21 protein-coding genes are annotated in these 24,221 nt (G+C 70.4%); 17 read left to right on the top strand and 4 right to left on the bottom strand.

The window, feature by feature from the left end; translation table 11 throughout:
• Positions 1-74: 74 nt before the first annotated feature.
• Complete coding sequence (locus tag U0R18_RS04480; protein ID WP_526366333.1) at positions 75-1,031, bottom strand: alpha/beta hydrolase; 957 nt, start codon at positions 1,029-1,031, stop codon at positions 75-77.
• 60 nt (positions 1,032-1,091) lie between these two features.
• Here U0R18_RS04480 and U0R18_RS04475 point away from each other — a divergent pair, with 60 nt between their 5' ends.
• Genes U0R18_RS04475 through ribD form a run of 8 tightly spaced genes read left to right on the top strand, consistent with a single transcriptional unit; the run spans position 1,092 to position 10,278 of the window.
• Positions 1,092-1,787, top strand: a complete 696-nt coding sequence (locus U0R18_RS04475; RefSeq protein WP_526366331.1) for a lysoplasmalogenase family protein — start codon at positions 1,092-1,094, stop codon at positions 1,785-1,787.
• Positions 1,784-3,781 carry a primosomal protein N' gene (locus U0R18_RS04470; RefSeq protein ID WP_526366329.1) on the top strand — a complete coding sequence of 666 codons (1,998 nt, stop codon included), beginning with the start codon at positions 1,784-1,786 and terminating at the stop codon, positions 3,779-3,781. The genes U0R18_RS04475 and U0R18_RS04470 overlap by 4 nt, the downstream gene beginning before the upstream one ends.
• A gap of 5 nt (positions 3,782-3,786) precedes the next feature.
• Positions 3,787-5,619 carry a DUF2207 family protein gene (locus tag U0R18_RS04465; protein ID WP_526366327.1) on the top strand — a complete coding sequence of 611 codons (1,833 nt, stop codon included), beginning with the start codon at positions 3,787-3,789 and terminating at the stop codon, positions 5,617-5,619.
• Between the two features lie 7 nt (positions 5,620-5,626).
• On the top strand, positions 5,627-6,163 hold the full coding sequence (locus U0R18_RS04460) for a LemA family protein (RefSeq protein ID WP_526367423.1): 537 nt from the start codon (positions 5,627-5,629) through the stop codon (positions 6,161-6,163).
• A 53-nt stretch (positions 6,164-6,216) separates the two neighbouring features.
• The gene (gene fmt, locus U0R18_RS04455) at positions 6,217-7,140 is read left to right on the top strand and encodes a methionyl-tRNA formyltransferase (RefSeq protein WP_526366325.1); all 924 of its coding nucleotides are present in this window, start codon (positions 6,217-6,219) and stop codon (positions 7,138-7,140) included.
• On the top strand, positions 7,137-8,534 hold the full coding sequence (locus U0R18_RS04450) for a transcription antitermination factor NusB (RefSeq protein ID WP_526366323.1): 1,398 nt from the start codon (positions 7,137-7,139) through the stop codon (positions 8,532-8,534). Before fmt ends, U0R18_RS04450 begins: the two co-directional genes overlap by 4 nt.
• 47 nt (positions 8,535-8,581) lie before the next feature.
• Positions 8,582-9,268 carry a ribulose-phosphate 3-epimerase gene (gene rpe, locus U0R18_RS04445; RefSeq protein WP_526366321.1) on the top strand — a complete coding sequence of 229 codons (687 nt, stop codon included), beginning with the start codon at positions 8,582-8,584 and terminating at the stop codon, positions 9,266-9,268.
• The gene (gene ribD, locus U0R18_RS04440; RefSeq protein WP_526366319.1) at positions 9,265-10,278 is read left to right on the top strand and encodes a bifunctional diaminohydroxyphosphoribosylaminopyrimidine deaminase/5-amino-6-(5-phosphoribosylamino)uracil reductase RibD; all 1,014 of its coding nucleotides are present in this window, start codon (positions 9,265-9,267) and stop codon (positions 10,276-10,278) included. The genes rpe and ribD overlap by 4 nt, the downstream gene beginning before the upstream one ends.
• 98 nt (positions 10,279-10,376) lie before the next feature.
• Here the strand turns inward: ribD and U0R18_RS04435 are convergent, their stop codons facing one another.
• From U0R18_RS04435 to U0R18_RS04425, 3 genes are read right to left on the bottom strand one after another with little or no spacing between them, the layout of a single operon-like run.
• Positions 10,377-10,949, bottom strand: coding sequence for a type 1 glutamine amidotransferase domain-containing protein (locus tag U0R18_RS04435; protein ID WP_526366317.1), 573 nt, complete (start codon positions 10,947-10,949; stop codon positions 10,377-10,379).
• Positions 10,939-12,486: an MFS transporter gene (locus U0R18_RS04430; protein ID WP_526366315.1), complete on the bottom strand. Its 1,548-nt coding sequence runs from the start codon at positions 12,484-12,486 to the stop codon at positions 10,939-10,941. Before U0R18_RS04430 ends, U0R18_RS04435 begins: the two co-directional genes overlap by 11 nt.
• On the bottom strand, positions 12,486-13,205 hold the full coding sequence (locus tag U0R18_RS04425; RefSeq protein ID WP_526366313.1) for an LppX_LprAFG lipoprotein: 720 nt from the start codon (positions 13,203-13,205) through the stop codon (positions 12,486-12,488). The genes U0R18_RS04430 and U0R18_RS04425 overlap by 1 nt, the downstream gene beginning before the upstream one ends.
• Positions 13,206-13,249: 44 nt before the next feature.
• Between U0R18_RS04425 and U0R18_RS04420 the strand changes: the two genes are divergently transcribed.
• From U0R18_RS04420 to U0R18_RS04380, 9 genes are all read left to right on the top strand, one after another.
• On the top strand, positions 13,250-13,855 hold the full coding sequence (locus U0R18_RS04420; protein ID WP_526366311.1) for a riboflavin synthase: 606 nt from the start codon (positions 13,250-13,252) through the stop codon (positions 13,853-13,855).
• A 72-nt stretch (positions 13,856-13,927) separates the two neighbouring features.
• Positions 13,928-15,241: a bifunctional 3,4-dihydroxy-2-butanone-4-phosphate synthase/GTP cyclohydrolase II gene (locus U0R18_RS04415; RefSeq protein WP_526366309.1), complete on the top strand. Its 1,314-nt coding sequence runs from the start codon at positions 13,928-13,930 to the stop codon at positions 15,239-15,241.
• A complete protein-coding gene (ribH, locus tag U0R18_RS04410; RefSeq protein WP_526366307.1) occupies positions 15,238-15,726 on the top strand; it encodes a 6,7-dimethyl-8-ribityllumazine synthase in 489 nt (162 codons plus the stop codon). The genes U0R18_RS04415 and ribH overlap by 4 nt, the downstream gene beginning before the upstream one ends.
• Complete coding sequence (locus U0R18_RS04405) at positions 15,723-16,184, top strand: PH domain-containing protein (protein WP_526366305.1); 462 nt, start codon at positions 15,723-15,725, stop codon at positions 16,182-16,184. The genes ribH and U0R18_RS04405 overlap by 4 nt, the downstream gene beginning before the upstream one ends.
• 72 nt (positions 16,185-16,256) lie before the next feature.
• Positions 16,257-18,293: an excinuclease ABC subunit UvrC gene (gene uvrC / locus U0R18_RS04400; RefSeq protein WP_526366303.1), complete on the top strand. Its 2,037-nt coding sequence runs from the start codon at positions 16,257-16,259 to the stop codon at positions 18,291-18,293.
• Positions 18,290-19,210 carry an RNase adapter RapZ gene (gene rapZ / locus U0R18_RS04395; protein ID WP_526366301.1) on the top strand — a complete coding sequence of 307 codons (921 nt, stop codon included), beginning with the start codon at positions 18,290-18,292 and terminating at the stop codon, positions 19,208-19,210. The genes uvrC and rapZ overlap by 4 nt, the downstream gene beginning before the upstream one ends.
• 16 nt (positions 19,211-19,226) lie before the next feature.
• Positions 19,227-20,261 (top strand): uridine diphosphate-N-acetylglucosamine-binding protein YvcK, encoded by a 1,035-nt coding sequence (yvcK, locus tag U0R18_RS04390; RefSeq protein ID WP_526366299.1) that lies wholly within the window; start codon positions 19,227-19,229, stop codon positions 20,259-20,261.
• Positions 20,252-21,235 (top strand): DNA-binding protein WhiA, encoded by a 984-nt coding sequence (whiA, locus tag U0R18_RS04385; protein WP_526366297.1) that lies wholly within the window; start codon positions 20,252-20,254, stop codon positions 21,233-21,235. Before yvcK ends, whiA begins: the two co-directional genes overlap by 10 nt.
• Positions 21,236-21,412: 177 nt before the next feature.
• Positions 21,413-24,196 (top strand): winged helix-turn-helix domain-containing protein, encoded by a 2,784-nt coding sequence (locus U0R18_RS04380; RefSeq protein ID WP_526366295.1) that lies wholly within the window; start codon positions 21,413-21,415, stop codon positions 24,194-24,196.
• Positions 24,197-24,221 lie beyond the last annotated feature (25 nt).

The raw sequence follows: 24,221 nt of genomic DNA, 5'->3' as shown, positions 1-24,221 counted from the left end.
AAAGGCCACTCCGACACAGCTCGCCCTCGGGTGATGTCCCCATCGGCACTCGCACGATGGTTGGTCAGCAAAGTCTACACACCGGGGTGCAGAGCGCGGTTCAGGGCGGCCAGGCCGCGGTCGAACGCCTCGGCGGCGACGGGCGAGACCAGTGCCAGGCTGATGTAGCCGTGGATCATCGTCGGCTCGTTGCTCAGTGTGACGGGAACGCCTGCGGCGGTGAGCATTTCGGCGTACTTGGCGCCGTCGTCGCGCAACGGGTCGTGTTCGGCGGTGCCGATGTAGGCGGGCGGCAACCCGGCCAGGGATTCCGCGTTGGCCGGTGCCAGGTCGGTGGGCAGCGACCCCGGGTCGGCGAAATCGAAGTCCGGTACGTACCAGTGCAGGAACGCGGCGCTGACGTCCTCGCCGAGCATCGGCGCGCCGGCGTTCTCGGTGAACGACGGCAGGGACAGGTCGCCGACGGCCACGGGGTACCACAGCAGTTGGAAGATCAGCGGTGGCCCGCCGTTGTCCCGGGCCCGTAGCGCCATCACCGCCGACAGGTTGCCGCCGGCCGAATCACCGGCAACGGCAATGCGTTTCGGGTCGCCGCCGAGGTCGGTCACGTTCTCGCCGACCCACTGCAGGGCAGCCCAGGCGTCCTGCACGCCCTGCGGATACGGATGTTCGGGAGCCAGCCGGTAGTCGACGGACACCACGATGGCCTCGGCGCCGACGGCATGGGCGCGTGCGACGTGGTCATGGGTGTCCAGGTCGCCGATGCACCAGCCGCCCCCGTGGTAGAAGACCACCACTGGCAGGTCGCTGTGCTGCTCGATCGGCGGCCAGTAGATCCGGACCGGAATGTCGTCGATGTCGCCGTGGCCGACGACGCGTTCCTCGATGCGCATCTGCGGTAGCAATTCGGCCGGCGGTTTGACGGCCCGCAGCCGTTCGCGTGCCACCACGGCACCGTCGTCGATGGAGAATTCCAGCGGTACGGCGTCCATGACCTTCTTGATGACGGGATCGATGCCCGGGCGTGTCATGCATTCACCATAGGTGCGGCGCCCGCCGGCGCGGGCGCGCGCGTGCAGTACCTTCGGCAGATGCACAGGTGGTGGCTGGCCGCGGCCGTCGTCGGCGCGGTGTACGGGGTCGTGCTGGTCGCCATCTGGTCCAGGGTGGCCCCGGGCGCTGCGCTGACGGGTCAGTTCTGGGCCCAGCCCGCGCTGAAGTCGGCGATGGCGGTGTTGCTGGCGGTCGCCGTCCTGGCCCATCCCATCGCCCGGGAGCGTCGCTGGCTGCTGCCCGCGCTGCTGTTCTCCGCGGCCGGCGATTTCCTGCTGGCGATCCCGTGGTGGCCGCCGTCGTTCGTCGGCGGGTTGTCGGCGTTCCTGCTGGCGCACCTGTGCTTCCTGGGTGCGCTGCTGCCGCTGGCCGCGCCGACCCGGCCGCGGGTGGTCCTGGGTGCCGTCGTGGTGGCGGCGTGTGTCGGCCTGCTGGTGTGGTTCTGGCCCCATCTGGCCGCTGACGGCCTGACCGTTCCGGTCACCGTCTACATGCTGGTGCTGGCCGCGATGGTCGGTTCCGCGCTGCTGGCGCGCCTGCCCACGCCGTGGACGGCGCTGGGGGCGCTGTGCTTCGCCGTTTCGGACGCGATGATCGGGATCAGCGAGTTCATCCGGCGGGACCAGGCGCTGGCGGTGCCGATCTGGTGGGCGTACGCGGCCGCGATGGTGCTGATCGTCGCGGGCCTGATCTTCCGGCGTTCGTCGGTCGGTTCTGCTACACCGTCCACGTGACCACCGAGCGGCAGGCGGCCGAGCACGAGCCGATCGTGCGGGTGCTGCCGATGCTCGGTGTGCCGCACCTGGATCGCGAGTTCGACTACCTGGTGAGCGCCGAGCAGTCCGACGACGCCCAGCCGGGGGTGCGGGTCCGGGTGCGGTTCCACGGCCGACTGGTGGACGCGTTCGTGCTGGAACGGCGCAACGACACCGACCACGACGGTCGGCTGGGCTGGCTGGACCGGGTGGTGTCGCCGGAGCCGGTGCTCACCGGGGATGTGCGCCGCCTGGTCGACGCCGTGGCGGCCCGGTACGCGGGTACCCGCGCCGATGTGCTGCGGTTGGCCGTGCCACCGCGGCACGCCAAGGTGGAACGTGAAAGTGTTTCGCCACCAATACTTGCCGATCTTCCGATGCCGGACGTGTCGGGCTGGGATTCGTATGCCCGAGGCGGCCAGCTGCTCGACGCGCTGCACTCCGGGCGGGCGGCCCGGGCCATCTGGCAGGCCCTGCCCGGTGAGCGATGGACGGATCGGCTGGCCGAGGCGGCCGCCGCCACCATCAGCGGCGGGCGCAGCGTGCTCGTCGTGGTTCCCGATCAGCGGGACGTCGACGCGCTGTCGGCCAGTGCGCTGCCGCGCTGCGGCCCCGACGGCGTCGTCGCGCTCTCGGCCGGGCTGGGGCCCGCGGCACGCTACCGGCGCTGGCTCTCCGTGCTGCGGGGGCAGGCGCGCCTGGTGATCGGCACCCGCAGTGCGGTTTTCGCACCGGTGCAGAACCTGGGCCTGGTGATCGTCTGGGACGACGGCGACGACACGCTGGCCGAACCGCGGGCCCCCTACCCGCACGCCCGCGAAGTGGCGATGCTGCGCGCGCACCAATTGCGCTGCGCGGCGCTGATCGGCGGGTACGCCCGCACCGCGGAGGCACAGGCGCTGGTCCGCAGCGGCTGGGCGCACGACGTGGTGGCCACCCGGCAGACCGTGCGGGCCCGCGCGCCGCGTGTCGTACCGCTGGACGACGGTGGCTACGCCGACGAGCGGGACCCCGCGGCGCGCACCGCCCGGCTGCCGTCGGTGGCGTTGCGGGCGGCCCGGCAGGCCCTGGCCGACGGCCATCCGGTGCTGGTCCAGGTACCGCGCCGCGGCTACGTGCCGTCGCTGGCCTGCAACCGGTGCCGGAACATTGCCCGCTGCCGGCATTGCACAGGGCCGCTGGCGCTGAGCGCGGCCGGTAGTTCGGCGCAGTGCCGGTGGTGCGGGCGGGCCGACGCCGCCCTACGGTGTGCGCGCTGCGGTTCGGCCGAGGTGCGCGCGGTGGTGACCGGCGCCCGGCGCACGGCCGAAGAACTCGGTCGCGCGTTCGCCGGGGCGCAGGTTGTCACGTCGTCGGGTGAGTCGATGGTCGGTGAGATCGGTGCGGGCCCGGCGCTGGTGGTGGCGACGCCCGGCGCCGAGCCGCGGGCACCGTCGGGATATGGCGCGGCACTGCTGCTCGACAGCTGGGCGTTGTTGGGCCGGCAGGATCTGCGCGCCGCCGAGGACACGTTGCGGCGCTGGCTGTCGGCGGCCGCCCTGGTGCGCAGTCGCGCCGACGGCGGAGTCGTCGCCGTGGTCGCGGAGTCGGCCATCCCGACCGTGCAGGCACTCATCCGGTGGGATCCGGTCGGGCACGCCGAGGCCGAACTGGATGCCCGGGCCGAGGTCGGTCTGCCACCCGCCGTGCATCTGGCGGTGCTGGACGGACCGGCCGCGGCCACCGACGGGTTGCTGCGGGAGTGCCGCTTCGCCGGGGATGTCGAGGTGCTCGGGCCGGTGGACCTGCCGGTCGGGGTGCGCCGGCCCGCCGGCGTCGATGCGCAGCTCGAGGTGGTTCGGATGCTGGTCCGGGTTCCGCGGGGGCAGGGCCTGGCGCTGGCCGCCGCCCTGCGCCGCGCGACGGCCGTCCTCAGCGCGCGTCGGGAGAATGTGCCGGTGCGCGTCCAGATCGACCCGCTGCACATAGGGTGATGGGCATGTCGGGGGTCCGCAGGGCGATCTGGTTGACGATCGCGGCGCTGTTCGTCGTCGTCGGGGTGTTGTGGCCGTTGCCGTTCTCCGGTTTGTCGCAGGCCGGGCCGGCCAGCGATCCGGTCACCATCTCCGATTTCCAGGCCGACTTCCGCATCGATGCGGCCGGCAACCTGGATGCCGTCGAAACCATCACCGGTGAGTTCCCCGGCGACCGGCACGGCATCTTCCGGTACTGGGATGTCGCCAACCCCAACGATTCCGGGGTCCGGCAGGAACCGAACGTCATCTCGGTGCTGATGGACGGAGCGCCGATGCAGTACAAGATGCTGTGGGAGGACGGGGATCGGTTCCGGGTCGCCAAGATCGGCGATCCGGGCAGCTACCTCGACTACGGCACACACGTCTTCGAGATCCGCTACACCATTCCCGGCGTCATCGATCCCGGTACCACCGGGGAGCACAAGGAGTTCGCCGGTTCGACCGGCGACACCGGGCGGCAGTCTCCCTCGGTCTTCTATTGGAACGTCATCGCACCGTCGTGGAACAACCAGATCGAGCACGCCGATATCACCGTCACCCTGCCCGCGCCGATCACCGGGGCCCAGTGCTCGGTCGGCAGCGGGGTCGGGCGTGCGTGCACGGACCTGACGATCGGCGGCGACGCCGGACGGACGTTGACGGTCAGCGCGACCGACCTCGCGCCGCGGACCCCGGTCACCGTTCGCGCCGGCGTCGACATGGCCACCCCGGCGCGGGTGGAGTTGCCGTGGTCGTACAAGTGGGACCGGATCCTGGGCCGGTCGATGCGCGGCGTCATCTGGGTGGCGGCGCTGACGCTGGCCGGCGCGGCCGCCGGGCTCCTGATGTACCGCTCGACCGTGGAGAAGCCGCCCCCGTTCCCGCTGCAGTACGAGCCGCCGGCGGGCATCGGTCCGGTGCAGAGCGAGTACATCCGGACCGAATCGGTTGGCCCGCAGGCGCTGACGGCCACGCTGTTCCACCTGGCCGACCGGCAGCTGATCGACCTGCGCCAGACGAGCAAGAAGAAGTGGACGCTGCGCTATCTGCCGAGCCCGGAGTGGGCGTCGGTCGACCCGGTCGCCGGCGCCGTGGCTGCCACCCTCGGCATCGAGCGACCCGGTGGGGAGTTCAACGCCGGCGGCGGTGTCAAGGCCGGTGAACGCCTTACCGAGGCGAAGGGCACCATCGGTGCGACGGTGCACACCTGGGCCCGCTCGGGTGGGTTCACCGCGCCGCACCGGGTGGAGCACTGGGTCCGGGTCGCAAATCTGGTCGCCCTGGTACTGGCGGTCACCGCGGCGATCCGCTGGCTGTTCCCGGCCACCATGTGGGTGCTGCCGTTTGCGGCCTTCTTCCTGTGTTCGGCACTGTCGTGGCGTTCGGGGGTGGGCACTCGGCGCACCCCTGCGGGGCGCGAATTGTGGTCGCGGGCAGGCGGTTTCCATCGCATGCTGGTCACCGATTCGGCGGAGGCGCGGTTCGATTTCGCCGCCCGCAAGGATCTCTATGCCGCCTACCTGCCGTTCGCGCTGGCTGCCGGCGCCGCCGCCCTGTGGGCCAAGAAGTACCAGGCGATGATGGGAACGCCTGCCCCGCAACCGGATTGGTACCACTCGTCGGATAGGTCCTCGTCGTGGTTCGGCGGGGATTCGTCCGGTTCGGTGAGTTTCGACAGTTTCGAGTCGGCGTTGTCGTCGTCCATCGGCGCCTACACCGCGTCGCAGTCGTCGTCCTCCAGTGGTGGTGGCGGCGGTGGCGGCGGGGGTGGCGGCGGTGGCGGTGGTGGCGGCGGCGGAGGAGGAGGTTCCTGGTGAGGTGCTCATGATGAGATTCGTGTTGGTGCTGGCGCTGCTGGTGGTGGTGGCCATCGCGGTCGGATTCGTGTTGGGCTACAACAAGATCCGGTCGGCAGACGTCCGGGTGGACGAAGCGCTGGGCGGCATCGACGTGCAGTTGACCCGGCGGGCGTCACTGATCCCGGCACTGATCAGCACCGTGGGCACTTTCGCGGCGCACGAGAAGGCGATCCTGGATCACGTGTCGGATGCCCGGGCAGCGCTGACGTCGGCTACCGCCGGGAAATCCGTCGCGCAGCGCAGCGCCGCCGAGCAGCAGTTCGACAACGCAGTCGGACAGGTGATGGCGCTCGGCCAGAGCTACCCGCAACTGAACTCGTCGAACAACTTCCTGGACCTGCAGCGCAACCTCGCCGACACCGAGGACAAGCTGGCGTTCGCCCGGCAGTACTACAACGATGCGGTCGCCACGCTGAACCGGCTGGTCACCACCATCCCGTGGATGTTCGCCGCCGGCATGGCCGGGGGCAGGGAACGCGAGTACTACAAGGTCCCGAGCTGACCGGCGGTCGCGGCGTGCGAGGACGGTGCGCGACGCACCCCTAGACTGGCCGGATGCGTTTGGTGTTCGCCGGTACCCCCGAACCCGCACTGCCGTCGTTGCACCGCCTGATCGCCTCCCCGCACCACGACATCGTCGCCGTGCTGAGCCGACCGGACGCGGCCGCCGGCCGGCGCGGTAAACCGGCCCCGTCGCCGGTGGCGGCACTGGCGGCCGAGCACGGGATCCCGGTACTCAAGCCGCCGCGGCCGAACACCGCCGAATTCGTCGCCGAACTGGCCGCGCTGGCCCCCGACTGCTGTCCCGTGGTGGCCTACGGCGCGCTGCTGGGCGACGAATTGCTCGCGGTGCCCCGCCACGGCTGGGTGAACCTGCACTTCTCGCTGCTGCCGGCGTGGCGGGGTGCCGCGCCGGTGCAGGCCGCGATCGCGGCCGGGGACACCGTCACGGGGGCCACCACGTTCCAGATCGAGCGCAGTCTGGACAGTGGGCCGGTGTACGGCGTGGTGACCGAGACGGTCAGGCCCGATGACACCGCGGGCGATCTGCTGGGCCGGCTCGCCGAATCGGGTGCGGGTCTGCTCGAGGCGACGCTCGACGGGATCGAGGACGGTTCGTTGACCCCGGCGCCGCAACCCGCCGAGGGCATCAGTGTGGCGCCGAAGCTCACCGTCGACGGGGCGCGGGTGCGCTGGGAGCTGCCCGCGCACGTCGTCGAGCGGCGGCTGCGCGCGGTCACCCCGAACCCGGGTGCGTGGACGATGATCGGTGACACCCGGATCAAGCTCGGTCCGGTGACCCTGGCCGAGGAGGCCGACCTGGCGGCGGGGGAGATCCGGGTCGAACGCAACCGGGTACTGATCGGAACCGGTTCGGGCGCAGTGCAATTGGGCACAGTTCAACCGCCGGGGAAGAAGCCGATGAATGCGGCCGACTGGGCGCGCGGTGCCCGCCTCGACGTGCCGAGGGCCTCGTGAGCGATCGGCGGCCCACCCGCGGGCCGGGCCGGCGTCCGCAGCGCACACCGCTGGACCCGGCCCGGCGGGCCGCATTCGACGTGCTGCGCGCGGTGAGCGAACGCGATTCCTACGCGAACCTGGCGCTGCCGGCACTGCTGAGGGAACGCGGGATCGCCGGGCGGGACGCGGCATTCGCCACGGAGCTGACCTACGGCGCCTGCCGCACCCGCGGCCTGCTGGATGCGGTCATTGTGGCCGCCGCCGGCCGGCCCGTCGAGCGCATCGACCCCGTCCTGCTCGACCTGCTGCGGCTGGGGACCTATCAGCTGCTGCGCACCCGCGTCGAACAACATGCCGCGGTGTCCACCACCGTCGAGCAGGCGGCCATCGAATTCGATTCGGCGCGAGCCGGTTTCGTCAACGGCGTGCTGCGCACCATCGCCGGGCGCGACGAAGCCTCCTGGGTCGCCGAACTGGCGCCCCCGACGGCCGGGGATCCCGTCGGACACCTGGCGTTCACCCACGCACATCCCCGCTGGATCGCGCAGGCATTCGCCGACGCGCTGGGCGGGCGCGCGGGTGAGCTGGAGGCGTTGCTGCGCAGCGACGACGAGCGTCCGCTCGTGCACCTGGCCGCCCGCCCGGGCGTGCTGACCGCGGCCGAACTCGCCGAGGCGGTCGGGGGCGAGCTGGGCAGGTATTCCCCGTTCGCGGTGTACCTGCCGGGCGGGGATCCCGGCCGACTGGCGCCGGTGCGCGACGGCGCCGCGCTGGTGCAGGACGAGGGCAGCCAACTAGTGGCCCGGGCGCTCACCGAGGCGCCGCTGGTCGGTGCCGACGGTGGACGCTGGCTTGACCTGTGCGCGGGCCCGGGCGGCAAGACGGCCACCCTGGCCGGCATCGGCGCCGGGCAGGGCGCCCGCGTCACCGCGGTGGAGCCCGCGCCGCGCCGCGCCGACCTGGTGGAACAGAACACCGCCGGACTACCGGTCGACGTGGTCCGGGTCGACGGCCGCGACTCGGGACTGCAGCCGGGTTTCGACCGTGTCCTGGTCGACGCACCCTGCACCGGCCTCGGCGCGTTGCGCCGCCGGCCGGAGGCCCGCTGGCGCCGGCAGCCCACCGATGTGCCCGAGCTGACCCGGCTCCAGCGCGAGCTGCTGACCGCGGCGATCGAGCTGACCCGTCCCGGCGGCGTCATCGTCTACGCCACCTGTTCCCCGCACCTCGCCGAGACCGTCGGGGTGGTGGCCGACGCCCTGCGCCGCCACCCGGTGACGGCGTTGCCGACCGGTCCGCTGTTCGCGCCGGCGGCCGACCTGGCGGCCGGCGACGGGTCATACACCCAGTTGTGGCCACACCGGCACGGCACCGACGCGATGTTCGCCGCGGCCCTGCGCAGGGAGCAATGACTGGCGGGGTGGGACTCGCGGCGGGCGAAAATGATTAAGGTGAGCGCATGAATCGCCCGCTGATCGCCCCGTCGATCCTGGCCGCGGACTTCGCGCGGCTCGCCGAGGAGGTTGCCGCCGTCGAAGGTCCGGCAGGCGCCGACTGGCTGCACGTCGATGTGATGGACAACCACTTCGTGCCGAACCTGACGCTGGGCCTTCCGGTGGTGGAGAGCCTGTTGAAGGTCACCGACATCCCGATGGACTGCCACCTGATGATCGACGACCCCGACCGCTGGGCACCGCCGTACGCCGAAGCCGGCGCCCACAATGTCACGTTCCACGTCGAGGCGACCGACAACCCGGTGGGCGTGGCCCGCGACATCCGGGCCGCCGGCGCCAAGGCGGGTCTGTCGGTCAAGCCGGGCACACCGCTGGATCCCTACCTGGAGATCCTGCGCGACTTCGACACCCTGCTGGTGATGTCGGTGGAGCCGGGATTCGGCGGGCAGTCGTTCATCCCCGACGTGCTCGACAAGGTCCGCACCGCGCGGCGACTCGTCGACGCGGGGGAGTTGACCATCCTGGTCGAGATCGACGGCGGCATCAACGCCGACACCATCGAGGCCGCCGCCGAGGCCGGGGTGGACTGCTTCGTCGCCGGTTCGGCGGTCTATGGTGCGCAGGACCCGGCGGCGGCGGTGACGGCCCTGCGTCATCGGGCCGCCGCGGTGTCGCCGCATCTGACGGTATGACGGACCTCGCGGTCGCCATGCGGCTCGCCGTCGAACAGGCCGACGGAGTCAAGGGCGACACCTACCCGAATCCCCCTGTGGGAGCGGTGATCCTGGATGCGGCCGGCCAGATCGCCGGCGTGGGAGCCACCGAACCCCCGGGCGGCGCGCACGCCGAGCTGGTGGCCCTGCGCCGGGCCGGGACCCGCGCTGCGGGCGGCACCGCGGTGTGCACCCTGGAACCGTGCAACCATCACGGTCGCACGCCGCCGTGTGTGGACGCGCTGTTGGCGGCCGGCGTCTCGACCGTGGTCTTCGCCGTCGCCGACCCGAACCCGATCGCGGCCGGTGGCGCCGACCGGCTGCGCGCCGGGGGTATCGAGGTCGTCTCGGGCGTCGAGGCCGACCTGGTCGCCGGCGGTCCGCTGCGGGAATGGCTGCACAAGCAGCGCACCGGTCTGCCGCATGTCACCTGGAAGTACGCCACCAGCGTCGACGGCCGCAGCGCTGCCGCCGACGGATCCAGTCAGTGGATCACGTCGGAGGCCGCCCGGGTCGACGTCCACCGCCGGCGCCGGGCCGCCGACGCCATCGTGGTGGGAACGGGCACGGTCTTCGTCGACGATCCGGTGCTGACCGCGCGGCTGCCCGACGGCAGCCTGGCCGACCGCCAGCCGCTGCGCGTCGTGGTCGGCATGCGTGAGATCTCCTCGGAATCAAGAATTCTCAATGACGATTCGCGGACCATGGTGATCCGCACGCACGACCCCCACGAGGTGATCCAGTCGCTGCGCGACCGGACCGACATCCTGCTCGAGGGCGGGCCGGTACTGGCCGGAGCCTTCCTGCGCGCCGGCGTGGTCGACCGGATCCTGGCCTACGTCGCGCCGATCCTGTTGGGCGGGCCGATCTCCGCCGTCGACGACGTCGGGGTGACCAGCATTGCGCGGGCGCTGCGGTGGCGGTTCGACGGCGTCGAGCAGGTCGGCCCCGATCTGCTGCTGTCGATCATTCCCGACGCCCGGGGCTGAGGGGTGCCGGAACCACCGCGCCGTGCGCCTGCATTGGGCGAGTGAATCACGAAGTCCATCAACGATTTTCGCGAACCAAATCGCGACGTTCCGGTCGATCAGGCGTACGACGTCAGGTGAGCGCCCATGACCGCTACGGTGGTGCGGCAGAACGCCGGCAGATCGCCGGGATTTCGGCTGGAGATCAGTGTGTTCGGTCCGGCCGAACACACCACGACCTCTTCGTCGACCCAGTTTCCTCCGGCGTTGAGGATGTCGGTGCGCAGGCTGGGCCAGGAGGTCAACATCCGTCCGCGCACCACGTCCGCCTCCACCAGGGTCCACGGCGCGTGGCAGATCGCCGCCACCGGCTTGCCCGAGTCGAAGAACGCCTTGGTGAAGCCGACCGCGGCCCGGTCGGTGCGCAGCTGATCGGGATTGGCCACTCCGCCGGGGAGCACAAGGCCGATAAAACCGGTGACGTCGGCGTCGTCTGCGGCGATATCGGCATCGAACACGTCGGCCGCCGTAAGGTGCTCGAACGCCTGCACCTTGCCCGCCACCGTGGACACCAGGATGGGCGTTCCGCCGGCTCTCTCGACGGCTTGCCACGGATCCGTCAGTTCGCGCTGCTCGACGCCCTCGGGTGCCACCAGGAACGCGACCTTCTCATTGTTCAGCTCATTCGTCATCCGCGACGGGTACCCACGGCCTGGGTGAATACACGTCGGGGGATTCGGCGTGGGTGTGCCGGCCGGCGATCAGTAGCCCGACGAACGCGCCGACGATGCAGATGATCATGGTGATCCCGAACATCTCGCCGTACTGGTCGGCGAACGCCTCCCGGTAGCGGGTGGCCTCGGCCGCGATCTTCGCGGGCAGTGAGTCGGCGTGCGGCGCCGGCTTGGTGGCCAGGATCTGGTTGAAGCGGTACAAGCCCCAGGCGGACAGCGCCGCGACGCCGACGAGCATGCCGGTCATCCGCGCCACCACCACCAACGACGACGCGATGCCGTGCTGGACGGCGGGCACCACCCGCAGCGCCGCGGATGTCAGCGGGCCGATCACCAGGCCCAGGCCGAAGCCGGCGAGCACCAGATCGGTGCTGAATGCCGGCAGTGTGATGAAACCCAGATCATGTTGTGCGGTAAGCACATTGACGCCCCAGTGGGACACCAGCCAGTAGGCGAGGGCCGCGATGAGCATCCCGACGAACACCACGGCGCGGTCTCCGATGCGGGTGGCGATCGCACCGCCGATCAACGCCCCGACGGGCAGCGCCGCCAGGAACCAGGTCAGTTTCAGCGCGGCGTCCACCTGGTCCAGGCCGAGGACGCCCTGCCCGAACAGTTCGACGTTGACCAGGGTGACCATCAGCGCCGCGCCCGCGCAGACCGAGGTGCCCAGCGACGCCAGGAACGGCCGGAACGCGACGCCGGCCGGGTCGATCAGTTTGGTGCGGGAGTATCGCTCCCAGGCGAAGAACGCGATGCCCGCGACCACCGCCGCCGCGACCACCGGCAGGCCCCAGTGCGGCAGCACCTGCTTGCCGTCGGGCGCCGGGTTGTACAGCCCGACCACCGTCAGCCCGAGCGTGATCGCAAGCAGCACACCGCCGATCACGTCGACGCGCTCGCGCGGTCCCGCGCCGCGGTCGTGGGCGGGCACGCTGAAGTGGATCATCAGCATGGCGATCGCGGTGAGCGGCAGGTTGATCCAGAACACGTCGCGCCAGGTGTTGAGCACCGCAACGACGGCGATGCCGTACAGGGGGCCCAGCACACTGCCGAGTTCCTGCGCGGCACCCACCCCGCCGAGCACCGCGGCCCGGTTGCGGGCCGACCACAGATCGGCGGCCAGGGCCAGTGTCACCGGCAGCAGCGCCCCGCTGGCCGTGCCCTGGATGACCCGGCCGACCACCAGCGTCGTCAGATCGTCCGACAGCGCGGTGACCACCGAGCCCACGGCGAAGCCGGCGAGCCCGAGTTGGAGCACCAGCTTGCGGCCGAAGCGGTCGGAGGCCCGGCCGAGCAGCGGCATTGCCGCGATGTACCCCAGGAGGTAGCCGGTGATGATCGGCGCGACCTGCTGGATCTTGTTGATCGGGATGCCGACGTCTTTCATGATGTCGGTCATGATCGACACCACGACGTAGGTGTCGACGGCCCCGAGCAGGACGGCCAGACCGCCGGCGCTGATCGCGGTCCAGCGCCTGGTCTCTGCCCGCATCAGAGCTGGGGCTTGGCGACGGTGACCGGCTTGTTCCAATCCGACAGCGTCATCTGGACCGCGCTCCCGCCGCTGGGCTGCAGCCGGGCCTGGACCAGATTGTGGTCGCCGTCCGGCTGGATCCAGGCGGTGCCCGCAATCGGGCCGGTGACCTTGAGCTGCGGCAGGATCTGGTTGGCGGCCTCGGCGCTGACCTGGCCGGTGACCTTGACGGTGTCGATGCCGTTGATCTTCTCGGTGGTCTCCGACTTGGGATCGGAGAAGTTGCCCAGCACATTGGCCAGGCCGGTGTCCGGACGCAGGATGGTCGAAGGGTCGTAGATGTCGGCCGCCGGGCCCATGTCCAGCCAGTTGTTCGGCGACAGCGCGGCGAACAGGGTGCCGTCGGTGACGACGATATCGGCGTCGAGATCGGAGCCGCCCATGGTGATGGTGGCCTTGGCGGATGCTGCGGTGGCGGGCACGTTGGTCAGGTCACCCGACAGGCTCTTGACCGGTAGGCCCTCGATCTTGCCCTCGACGGTGATCTCCACGTGCGCGCTCTCGAGGCCCTTGGTGGTCTGGGCGGACTGCTGCAACAGCGTCGCGGCATCCGGCAGCGAGGCTGTCGACCCGCCACCGGACGATCCGCCCGAACATCCCGCGACCACGGCGGCGCAGAGCGCGGCCGCGCCGATCGTGCGGGTCAGGGCGGAATACCTGCGTTGGCGTGTCTGCATGCCCTGCATCGTAGTGGCCGTGCCGGACAGCTAGGTTTACAGGCGTGTTCACCGGGATCGTCGAAGAGTTGGGTGAGGTCGTCGGCAAGGACGAGCTGGTGGATGCCGCGCGCTTCGTCATTCGTGGCCCCGTGGTGACCGCCGATGCCGGCCACGGGGACTCGATCGCCGTCAACGGGGTCTGCCTGACCGTTGTCGAGGTGCTGCCCGACGGCCGGTTCAGCGCCGACGTGATGGCCGAGACGCTCAACCGCTCGAGCCTGGCCGGACTGTCGGTCGGTTCGCCCGTCAACCTCGAACGTGCCGCGGCGCTGAACAGCCGGCTCGGCGGTCACATCGTTCAGGGGCATGTCGACGGCACCGGATCGGTGATCTCCCGCACACCTTCGGAGCACTGGGAGGTGGTGCGCATCGGCCTGCCGGAACCACTGTCGCGCTACCTGGTGGAGAAGGGGTCGATCACCGTCGACGGCATCTCGCTGACCGTGTCGGACCTGGGTTCGGACTGGTTCGAGGTGTCCCTGATCCCGACCACGCTGGCGATGACGACGCTGGGTTCTGCGCCGGTGGGGACCACGGTCAACCTCGAGGTCGACGTCATCGCGAAATATGTCGAGCGGCTGCTGGGTGAACAGGGGAAGCAAGGTTAGTGGCGCGGTGGTTCATACTGGTTGGACCCTTCACCAAGGCTCACAGTTCACTTAACGCACAAGGTGGCTCCAATGACGAGGCTGGATAGCGTCGAACGGGCGCTGGCCGACATTGCCGCGGGCAAGGCCGTCGTCGTGGTCGACGATGAGGACCGCGAGAACGAGGGCGACCTCATCTTCGCCGCCGAGATGGCCACTCCCGAACTGGTGGCGTTCATGGTCCGCTACACCTCCGGCTATCTGTGTGTGCCGCTGGACGGAGACATCTGCGACCGGCTCGGACTGCTTCCGATGTACGCGGTGAACCAGGACAAGCACGGCACCGCCTACACCGTCACCGTCGATGCGAAAAACGGTGTGGGAACCGGTATCTCGGCCTCCGACCGCGCCACCACGATGCGCGCGCTGGCCAACCCCGGGGCCGTGGCGCAGGACTTCACCAAACCCGGGCACGTCGTGCCGCTGCGCGCCAAGGACGGCGGCGTGCTGCGCCGCCCCGGGCATACCGAGGCCGCCGTCGACCTGGCCCGGCTGGCCGGCCTGCAGCCGGCCGGCGCGATCTGCGAGATCGTCAGCCAGAAGGACGAGGGCGCGATGGCGCAGACCGACGAGCTGCGGGTCTTCGCCGACGACCACGATCTGGCGCTGATCTCCATCGCGGACCTCATCGAGTGGCGGCGCAAACACGAGAAGCACATCGAGCGGATCGCCGAGGCGCGCATCCCGACCCGGCACGGCGATTTCCGTGCGGTCGGATACAAGAGCGTCTACGACGACGTCGAGCACGTCGCCCTGGTCCGCGGCGAGATCGCGGGACCGCACAGCGACGGTGAGGACGTCCTGGTCCGGGTGCACTCCGAATGTCTGACCGGCGACGTCTTCGGTTCCCGGCGCTGCGACTGCGGGCCGCAGCTGGACGCGGCGATGGCGATGGTGGCCCGTGAGGGCCGTGGCGTGGTGCTCTACATGCGTGGGCACGAGGGCCGTGGCATCGGGCTGATGCACAAGCTGCAGGCCTATCAGCTGCAGGACGCCGGAGCGGACACCGTCGACGCGAACCTCGAGCTCGGACTGCCCGCCGATGCCCGCGACTACGGGATCGGTGCGCAGATCCTGGTCGATCTGGGCGTCCGGTCGATGCGCCTGCTGACCAACAACCCGGCCAAGCGGGTCGGCCTGGACGGTTACGGCCTGCACATCATCGAGCGGGTTCCGCTGCCGGTGCGGGCCAACGCCGAGAACATCAAGTACCTGATGACCAAGCGTGACCGGATGGGCCATGAGCTGACCGGGCTGGACGAGTACCACGAGTCCAACACGATGGAGAGCTACGACGAGGCGGCGTACCTGTTGGGTGAGCGGCACCGCCCGGGAGTGAGCGAATGAGTGGTGGCGCCGGCATCCCGGAGATGCCCGAGTTTGCCGACGACGCAGCGGACCTGTCATTGGCCATCGTCGCGAGCACCTGGCACTCCACGATCTGCGACGCGCTGCTCGACGGCGCGCTGCGGGTGGCCAAGTCCGCCGGTGTCGCCGAACCGACCGTCGTCCGGGTGCTGGGTGCCATCGAGATCCCGGTGGTGGCCCAGGAGCTGGCGCGCACCCACGACGCCGTCGTCGCCCTGGGCGTGGTGATCCGCGGCGGGACACCGCATTTCGACTATGTCTGCGATGCGGTGACCCAGGGTTTGACGCGCGTGTCGCTGGACGCGGCGACCCCGGTCGCCAACGGGGTGCTGACCACCAACACCGAGGAACAGGCGCTCGACCGGGCCGGGCTGCCGGGCTCGGCGGAGGACAAGGGCGAACAGGCCGCGGCAGCCGCGCTGAGCACCGCGCTGACCTTGCGGGTTCTGCGCGCGGCCGAATGAGCCCGTCCGAGCCGGGCTGGGATGTCACGCTGCGCCCCCGCCTGACACCGTATTTCGCCTACGGCGCCGCGTTCGTCATCGCGGCCGCCCATGTGGCCGTCGGGTTCCTGCTGAAGATCGGTTCCACCGGCGTGGTCTTCCAGACCGCCGACCAGGTGGCGATGGGTCTGCTCGGCGTCGTGCTGGCCGGCGTGGTGCTGCTGTTCACCCGGCCCCGGCTGCGCGTCGGGCCGGCCGGGTTGTCGGTGCGTAATCTGCTGGGCGACAAGCTGGTTCCCTGGGCGGCCGTGGTGGACGTGTCGTTCCCGGCGGGAGCGCGGTGGGCCCGCGTCGACCTGCCGCACGACGAATACGTCCCGCTGATGGCGATCCAGGCGGTCGACAAGGGTCGCGCGGTGCACGCGATGGACACCGTGCGCGCGCTGATGGCCGAGTATCAGCCGCCGGCTCCTGCGTGAGGTCCGGTCCACGACGGCGTCGGCCACTCCGGCGCGGCGGTCGTGTCTGCCCTCTCCACTAGGCTGGAACGCGTGCCTGATCCCGCGACGTACCGTCCGGCACCCGGTTCCATCCCGGTGGAGCCGGGCGTCTACCGGTTCTCCGATCAGCACGGCCGCGTCATCTACGTGGGCAAGGCCAAGAATCTGCGCAGCCGGCTGACGTCGTACTTCGCCGACATCGCCGGACTGCATCCGCGGACCCGCCAGATGGTTACCACGGCGGCGAACGTGCAGTGGACGGTGGTCACCACCGAGGTCGAGGCGCTCCAGCTCGAATACAACTGGATCAAGGAGTTCGACCCGCGGTTCAACGTCCGCTACCGCGACGACAAGTCCTACCCCGTGCTGGCCGTCACCGTCGGCGAAGAGTACCCGCGCCTGTTCGTCTACCGCGGTGCCCGGCGCAAGGGGGTGCGGTACTTCGGTCCGTACTCGCATGCCTGGGCGATCCGCGAGACGGTGGACCTGCTCACCCGCGTCTTCCCGGCCCGTACCTGTTCGGCCGGAGTTTTCAAGCGGCACAACCAGATCGGCCGGCCCTGCCTGCTCGGCTACATCGACAAGTGCGCGGCGCCGTGCGTGGGACGGGTCAGTGCCGACGAGCACCGCAGGATCGTCGAGGACTTCTGCGACTTCCTGTCGGGCAAGACCGACCGCTACGCCCGCGAGCTCGAGCAGCAGATGACGGAGGCCGCCGAGGCGCTCGACTTCGAGCGCGCCGCCCGGCTGCGCGACGACCTGTCGGCGTTGCGCCGGGCGCTCGAGAAGCAGGCGGTGGTCCTCGGCGACGGCACCGACGCCGACGTGGTGGCCTTTGCCGAGGACGCGCTCGAGGCCGCCGTTCAGGTGTTCCACGTACGCGGCGGCCGGGTCCGGGGTCAGCGCGGTTGGGTGGTCGAAAAGCCCAGTGGGCCAAGTGATCCGGATGAGTCCGTCGAGGCGCAGCTGGTCGAGCAGTTCCTCACCCAGTTCTATGGCGAACAGGCCGAACTGGGCGGCGCTGCCGATGAGGGCGGCTTCACCGGCGACGAGGCCACCAACCCGGTCCCGCGTGAGGTGCTGGTGCCCTGCCTGCCGCCGAACTCCGACGAGCTCGCCGCGTGGCTGTCGGGGCTGCGGGGGTCGCGCGTGGTTCTCCGGGTCCCGCGCCGCGGCGACAAGCGGGCGCTGGCCGAAACCGTGCAGCGCAACGCGGCCGAAGCGCTGCAGCAACACAAGATGCGCCGGGCTGGTGACTTCAACGCCAGATCCGCTGCGCTGCAGAGTATTCAGGACTGCCTCGGGCTGGCCGATGCACCGCTGCGCATCGAATGCGTGGACATCAGCCACGTGCAGGGCACCGACGTCGTGGCCTCGCTGGTGGTTTTCGAGGACGGTCTGCCGCGCAAATCCGACTACCGGCACTACTCGATCCGGGAGGCAGCCGGCGACGGGCGCTCCGACGACGTCGCCTCTATCGCCGAGGTCACCCGCCGCCGGTTCTGGCGGCACGTGCAGGACGCCAAGGATCCCGGCGAACTGGCGCCGGAGGGCAGGTCACGCAAATTCGCCTACCCGCCCAACCTCTACGTCGTCGACGGCGGCGCGCCCCAGGTGAACGCGGCCGCGGCGGCGCTGGCCGACCTCGGGGTCACCGATGTGGCGGTGATCGGATTGGCCAAACGGCTCGAGGAGGTCTGGGTGCCGGGCGAGCCGGACCCGGTCATCATGCCGCGCAACAGCGAAGGTCTCTATCTGCTGCAACGCATCCGGGACGAGGCGCACCGATTCGCCATCACCTTCCACCGGAGCAAGCGCTCGAAGCGGATGACCGCGTCGGCGCTGGATGCCGTCCCGGGTCTGGGCGAGCACCGGCGCAAGGCGCTGGTGACGCATTTCGGATCGGTGGCGCGGCTGCGCGACGCCTCGGTGGAGGAGATCACCTCGGTTCCCGGTATCGGCGTGGCCACCGCGACGGCAGTCCTGACCGCGCTCGGCGCCGGGCCGTCGGCCGCGGATTCTGCGGGATCGGCGGCAGGCGAGCCGACGCTCGGCAATGATGACGTTGCGGAACAGGTGACGCGATGACAGACAGAGCAGACGAAGTGACCTACGACGAATTCGGGGCACTGGAACCGGGTTCGGGTATCGATGTCGTTCTGGTGACCGGACTTTCGGGTGCCGGCCGCGGAACGGCCGCCAAGGTGCTCGAGGACCTGGGCTGGTACGTGGCGGACAATCTGCCGCCGGAGTTGATCACCCGCATGGTCGATCTGGGTCTGGCCGCCGGATCGCGCATCACCCAGCTGGCCGTCGTCATGGACGTGCGGTCGCGGGGATTCTCCGGCGACCTGGACTCGGTGCGCTCGGAGCTGGCCACCCGCGGCATCCGCCCACGGGTGCTGTTCCTGGAGGCCTCCGACCAGATCCTGGTCCGGCGTTACGAACAGAACCGGCGCAGCCACCCCATGCAGGGGGAGACGACGCTGGCCGAGGGCATCGCGGCCGAACGCGCCCTGCTGGCGCCGGTGCGCGCGGCCGCGGACCTGGTGATCGATACCTCGGCGCTGTCGGTACCGGCGTTGCGCGAGATCGTCGAACGGTCCTTCGGCGCCGAGTCGGCACCGACCACCAGCGTCACCGTGGAGTCGTTCGGCTTCAAGTACGGCCTGCCGATGGATGCCGACATGGTCATGGACGTCCGGTTCCTGCCGAACCCGCACTGGGTGGACGAGCTGCGACCGCACTCGGGTCAGCATCCGGCCGTGCGGGATTACGTGCTCGGTCAACCCGGCGCGCAGCGCTTCCTGTCGACCTACCATGAGCTGCTGGGACTAGTGGTGGACGGGTATCGGCGGGAGGGAAAGCGGTACATGACGGTTGCCATCGGCTGCACCGGCGGCAAGCACCGCAGTGTCGCGATGGCCGAGGCGCTGACCGGGTTGCTGTCGGCCGACCCCAATCTCGCGGTGCGGGCCCTGCACCGGGATCTGGGTCGCGAATGAGCTTCGGAGTCGAGCGTTGAGTCGCCGCATCGTCGCGCTCGGGGGTGGGCACGGCCTGTACGCCACGTTGTCGGCCGCCCGCCGGTTGACCCCGCACGTCACCGCGGTGGTGACGGTCGCCGACGACGGCGGTTCGTCGGGCCGGCTGCGCAGCGAACTCGACGTCGTGCCGCCCGGCGATCTGCGAATGGCGTTGGCGGCGTTGGCATCCGACAGTCCGCACGGTCGGCTGTGGGCCACCATCATGCAGCATCGCTTCGGCGGCAACGGGGCCCTCGCCGGCCACCCCATCGGGAATCTGCTGCTGGCCGGCATCAGCGAGGTCCTCGGTGATCCGGTGGCCGCGCTCGACGAGGTGGGCCGCATCCTCGGGGTCCGCGGCCGCGTGCTGCCGATGTGCCCCATCGCCCTGCAGATCGAGGCCGATGTGGCCGGGCTGGAATCGGACCCGAGGATGAGCAGGGCGATCCGCGGGCAGGTTGCCATCGCGACCACCCCGGGCAAGGTCCGCCGGGTGCGTCTGCTGCCCGGCAATCCGCCGGCCACCCGCCAGGCCGTCGACGCCATCATGGACGCCGACCTCGTCGTGCTGGGGCCGGGCTCATGGTTCACCAGTGTGATCCCGCACGTATTGGTGCCCGGGCTGGCCAACGCCCTGGCGGCCACGTCGGCGCGCCGGGCGATCGTGCTCAACCTGGCCGACGAGCCGGGGGAGACGGCGGGATTCTCCGCGGAACGGCACCTGCACGTGCTTGCCCAGCACGCCCCGGACTTCACCGTCCACGACGTGATCATCGACGCGGGCCGGGTGGCCGGCGAGCGTGAACGTGAGCAGTTGCGCCGAGCGGCCGCGATACTCCAGGCCGACGTCAGGTTTGCCGACGTCTCGAGACCTGGTACACCATTACATGACCCCGCGAAGCTGGCGGCGGCGCTCGACGGTGTCCGTGCGCCCGGCTCCGTGCCCGCGGCACCCACCATCCCGACGCCCGCGCCGGGCGCTGACGTACCGAGCCCTAGCCGACCGAGAGGTGACGATCCGTGGCGATGACGGCCGAGGTCAAGGACGAGCTGAGCCGGCTGGTGGTCAATTCCGTCAGCGCACGCCGCGCCGAGGTGGCAGCCCTGCTGCGCTTCGCCGGGGGCCTGCACATCGTCGCCGGCCGGGTGGTTGTCGAAGCCGAGGTGGATCTGGGCATCATCGCGCGCCGGCTGCGTAAGGACATCTTCGATCTGTACGGCTACAACGCCGTCGTGCATGTGCTGTCCGCCAGCGGAATCCGAAAGAGCACGCGGTATGTCGTACGCGTCGCCAAGGACGGCGAAGCGCTGGCGCGCCAGACGGGACTGCTGGATCTGCGTGGTCGCCCGGTGCGCGGCCTCCCGGCCCAGGTGGTCGGCGGCAGCGTCGCCGACGCCGAGGCCGCCTGGCGCGGGGCGTTCCTGGCGCACGGTTCGCTGACCGAACCGGGCCGCTCCTCGGCGCTCGAGGTCAGCTGCCCCGGTCCCGAGGCGGCGCTGGCGCTGGTCGGTGCGGCCCGCCGGCTCGGCGTGAGCGCCAAGGCGCGCGAGGTCCGCGGCGCCGACCGGGTGGTGGTGCGCGATGGTGAGGCCATCGGCGCGCTGCTGACCCGGATGGGCGCCCAGGACACCCGGCTGACCTGGGAGGAGCGCCGGATGCGCCGGGAGGTCCGGGCGACGGCCAACCGGCTGGCCAACTTCGACGATGCCAATCTGCGGCGTTCGGCCCGGGCGGCGGTGGCGGCGGCCGCACGGGTGGAGCGGGCGCTGCACATCCTCGGCGATGGCGTGCCCGACCATCTGGCCGCGGCCGGCAAGCTGCGCGTCGAGCACCGGCAGGCCTCGCTGGAGGAGCTCGGCCGGCTCGCCGAACCGCCGATGACGAAAGATGCTGTGGCAGGGCGCATCCGGCGGTTGCTGTCGATGGCTGACCGCAAGGCCAAACAAGACGGGATCCCCGACACCGAGTCGGCGGTGACCCCGGAACTGCTCGACGAGGCGTAGCGGCCGGCGGAGAACCACCACCCTTCCTCCGCGAGTGTGCGTGTCGGTACGCAACACGCCGCGGCGCGACGTTCCTGAGTGCACTTTCGCGGTCGACCCGATTCGCCGAACCCGCCGCCTCCGGCTCGAACATCCGCGAGAATCCCCGGATAGCGTCCGCTCAGGGGAGGGTGGGGCATGGCGGTGAGGCCACCGACGGGCACGGTGACGTTCCTGATCACCGACCTCGAGGGATCGACGCGCCTGTGGGAACAGGACCCCGAGGCGATGAAGGCGGCGATGGTCCGCCACGACGTGCTGGTGGAATCCGCCATCGCCGCCAACCGTGGCTATGTCTTTGCGCGCATGGGCGACGGGATGGCCGCGGCCTTCGCTACCGCGGGCGACGCGATCGCGGCCGCCGCGGGCATCCGCACGGCGCTGGCCGGCGAACGTTGGCCGACGACGGGCCCGTTGCGGGCGAGGGTCGGGCTGCACACCGACGAGGGCGTCGTCGTCAACGACACCTACGCCAGCCAGCCGGTCAACCGCTGTTCCCGGCTGATGACGGCCGCGCACGGTGGCCAGGTCGTCATCTCGGGCGCAACCGAGGTCCTGGTGCGCGACGAACTTCCAGATGGCCTGGAACTGATCGACCTCGGGGAGCATCGGCTCCGGGATCTCGGCCGTCCGGTCAGGATTTTCCAGCTCGGTCATGCCGGGCCGCGCGAGGAGTTCCCGCCGCTACGCAGTCTGGACTCCTTCGCCGGTAATCTGCCGGCGCAGGTGAACTCGTTCGTCGGACGGACCGCAGATGTAGCGAGAGTTCATGCGGCACTGGATGATTCGCGGATCGTCACGATCACCGGCGTCGGAGGTGTCGGTAAGACCCGATTGGCGATCCAGGTGGCTGCCGGACGGCTGCCGCGCTACCCGGACGGTGTGTGGTTGATCGAACTGGCCGCCACGCGCGATCCGGACGGTCTGGCCGACGTCGTGGCCGAGGCATTCCGCCTCACTCCGCGCGCCGGTCGATCCATCGAGGATTCGCTGATCGATCAGTTGACCGGCAAGCAACTCCTGCTGCTGCTGGACAACTGTGAACACCTGCTGGGGGCGGTGGCGCGGCTGGCCGGTCGTATCGAGCGTCGGTGCCCGGGCGTCGTCGTGTTGGCGACCAGCCGCGAGGGCATGGCGATCGACGGGGAGCAACTGATCGCCCTGCCACCGCTGCGGACCGGCGAGCCGGGGGAGGCGATCGAGGAACTCGTGCGCACCGATGCGGTGACGCTGTTCGTCGAACGTGCCCGCCAAGGGCGCGCCGACTTCACGATGACGTCCAACAACGCCGCAGCAGTGGTGGAGATCTGCCAGCGACTCGACGGTGTGCCGCTGGCGATCGAGCTGGCCGCCGCGCGCGTGATCGCCTTGAGCCCAACCGAACTCGCGCAACGGCTGGATCGGCGATTCCAGGTCCTCGCCGGCGGGCGCCGCGGGGCGGTCGATCGACACGCGACACTGCGCGCCGCGATCGACTGGTCCTATGAGTTGCTCAGCCCCGCCGAACAGCGATTGCTGGCACGGATGGCAATCTTCAGCGGGGGCTGCACGCTGAACGCGATCGAGGATGTGTGCAGTGGAGACGGCGTCGAACCCGCAGAGGTGCTCGACGGCGTCACGGGACTGGTGGCGCGTTCGCTGGTGGTCGCCGAGGACACGATCCTGGGAACGCGCTATCGCTTGCTCGAGACGATCCGGCAGTACGCCGAGGAACGCCTGGCCGGCGCGGGGGACCTCCAGGTGCTGCGCACCCGCCACGCGCGGTGTTACGCCGCGCTGTGCGCGCGGGCCAATGAGAACTTCTACGGTCCCGAACAACTCGTGTGGGCGCGGCAGGTCAACGCCGAACGCGACAATCTGCGCGCGGCACTGGCGAATGCCATCGACGCCGGTGACGCTGAGCTCGCCGTCGAACTCGTCGCCAACCAACCCCATCAGGAGCGGGCCGAAGGCCCGACCGGGGAGGTCGTCAACGTGCCGGTATCGCAGGTGTTGGATCTGCCCGGCGCAGAACGGGAACCGGGATATCCGCAAGTGCTGGTGATGGCCGCGTATGTCGCTCAGCACACCGGTGATTGGGACGCGGTGAACGAATTCTGCGATCGCGCCGTCGAAGCCGACCGGCGGCTGCCCGTGGCGCAGCGCAGCGACCGCGTCGAGATGGATGTGTGCAGCCTGCAGGCCCAGGCTTACCTGGCCGGGGGCAACTACGTCGCGGGTCTCGAGGCCTATATGCGTTCTGCTGATCTGGCCCGCGCCGCGGGATATGTCGGACTGGCCGCCATCTTCCTCGCCTACGGGGTCAGCTGCGCGGTGCTGGGCGGCGACGAGCAACGGGCGATCCAGACTGCCGAGCGGTCGGTCCGGCTGGCCCGGCGCTCCGGAATGCCGAGCGCCATCGTGCTCGGACTCAACGCTCGGGCGTTCGCTCTCGCCGCTCAGGATCCACCGCTCGCGCGGGAGTTGCTGACCGAGAGCCTGGCCCTCGGCAGTTGCCCGGGCGAAGAGGTGTCCTCGGGCCTGCTGACCGCGACCATGGTGGCGGCCCGCTTGCGGGATTGGGAGCTCACCCTTGCGCTGGCGACCCAGACCATGCGGCTCTGGCGCTGGAGTGCCGCCCTGATGCAGACCGCGCCGTGCCTGTCCCTGTGTGCACGGGCGCTGGCCGAGGAACACGCCGAGGTAGCCGGCGTGCTGCGCGGGGCCGCCTACGCCGCATATCACGCAGCCAGCCCGATCGATGCGCCCAACGCATCACCGGCCGCGGACACAGCGCATTTCAACTTCGTGCTCGAAGCCCTGCGGGAGACCGGCGAGATCGTCACCGCTGCGTTGGGCCGGGAGCGTCAACGCGAACTGCGGATCGAGGGCGCCGCGTTGTCGATGGACGAGGCGGTGTCCTACGCGCTGACCAATGGTTGACGTTTGACGACCAAACAGCACAGCG

Source organism: Mycobacterium sp. (assembly GCF_046330795.1).
In the GTDB taxonomy this organism is placed as follows: Bacteria; Actinomycetota; Actinomycetes; order Mycobacteriales; family Mycobacteriaceae; genus Mycobacterium.
The sequence above is the reverse complement of the archived record's forward strand: the minus strand, read 5'-3'. Positions and strand labels throughout refer to the sequence as shown.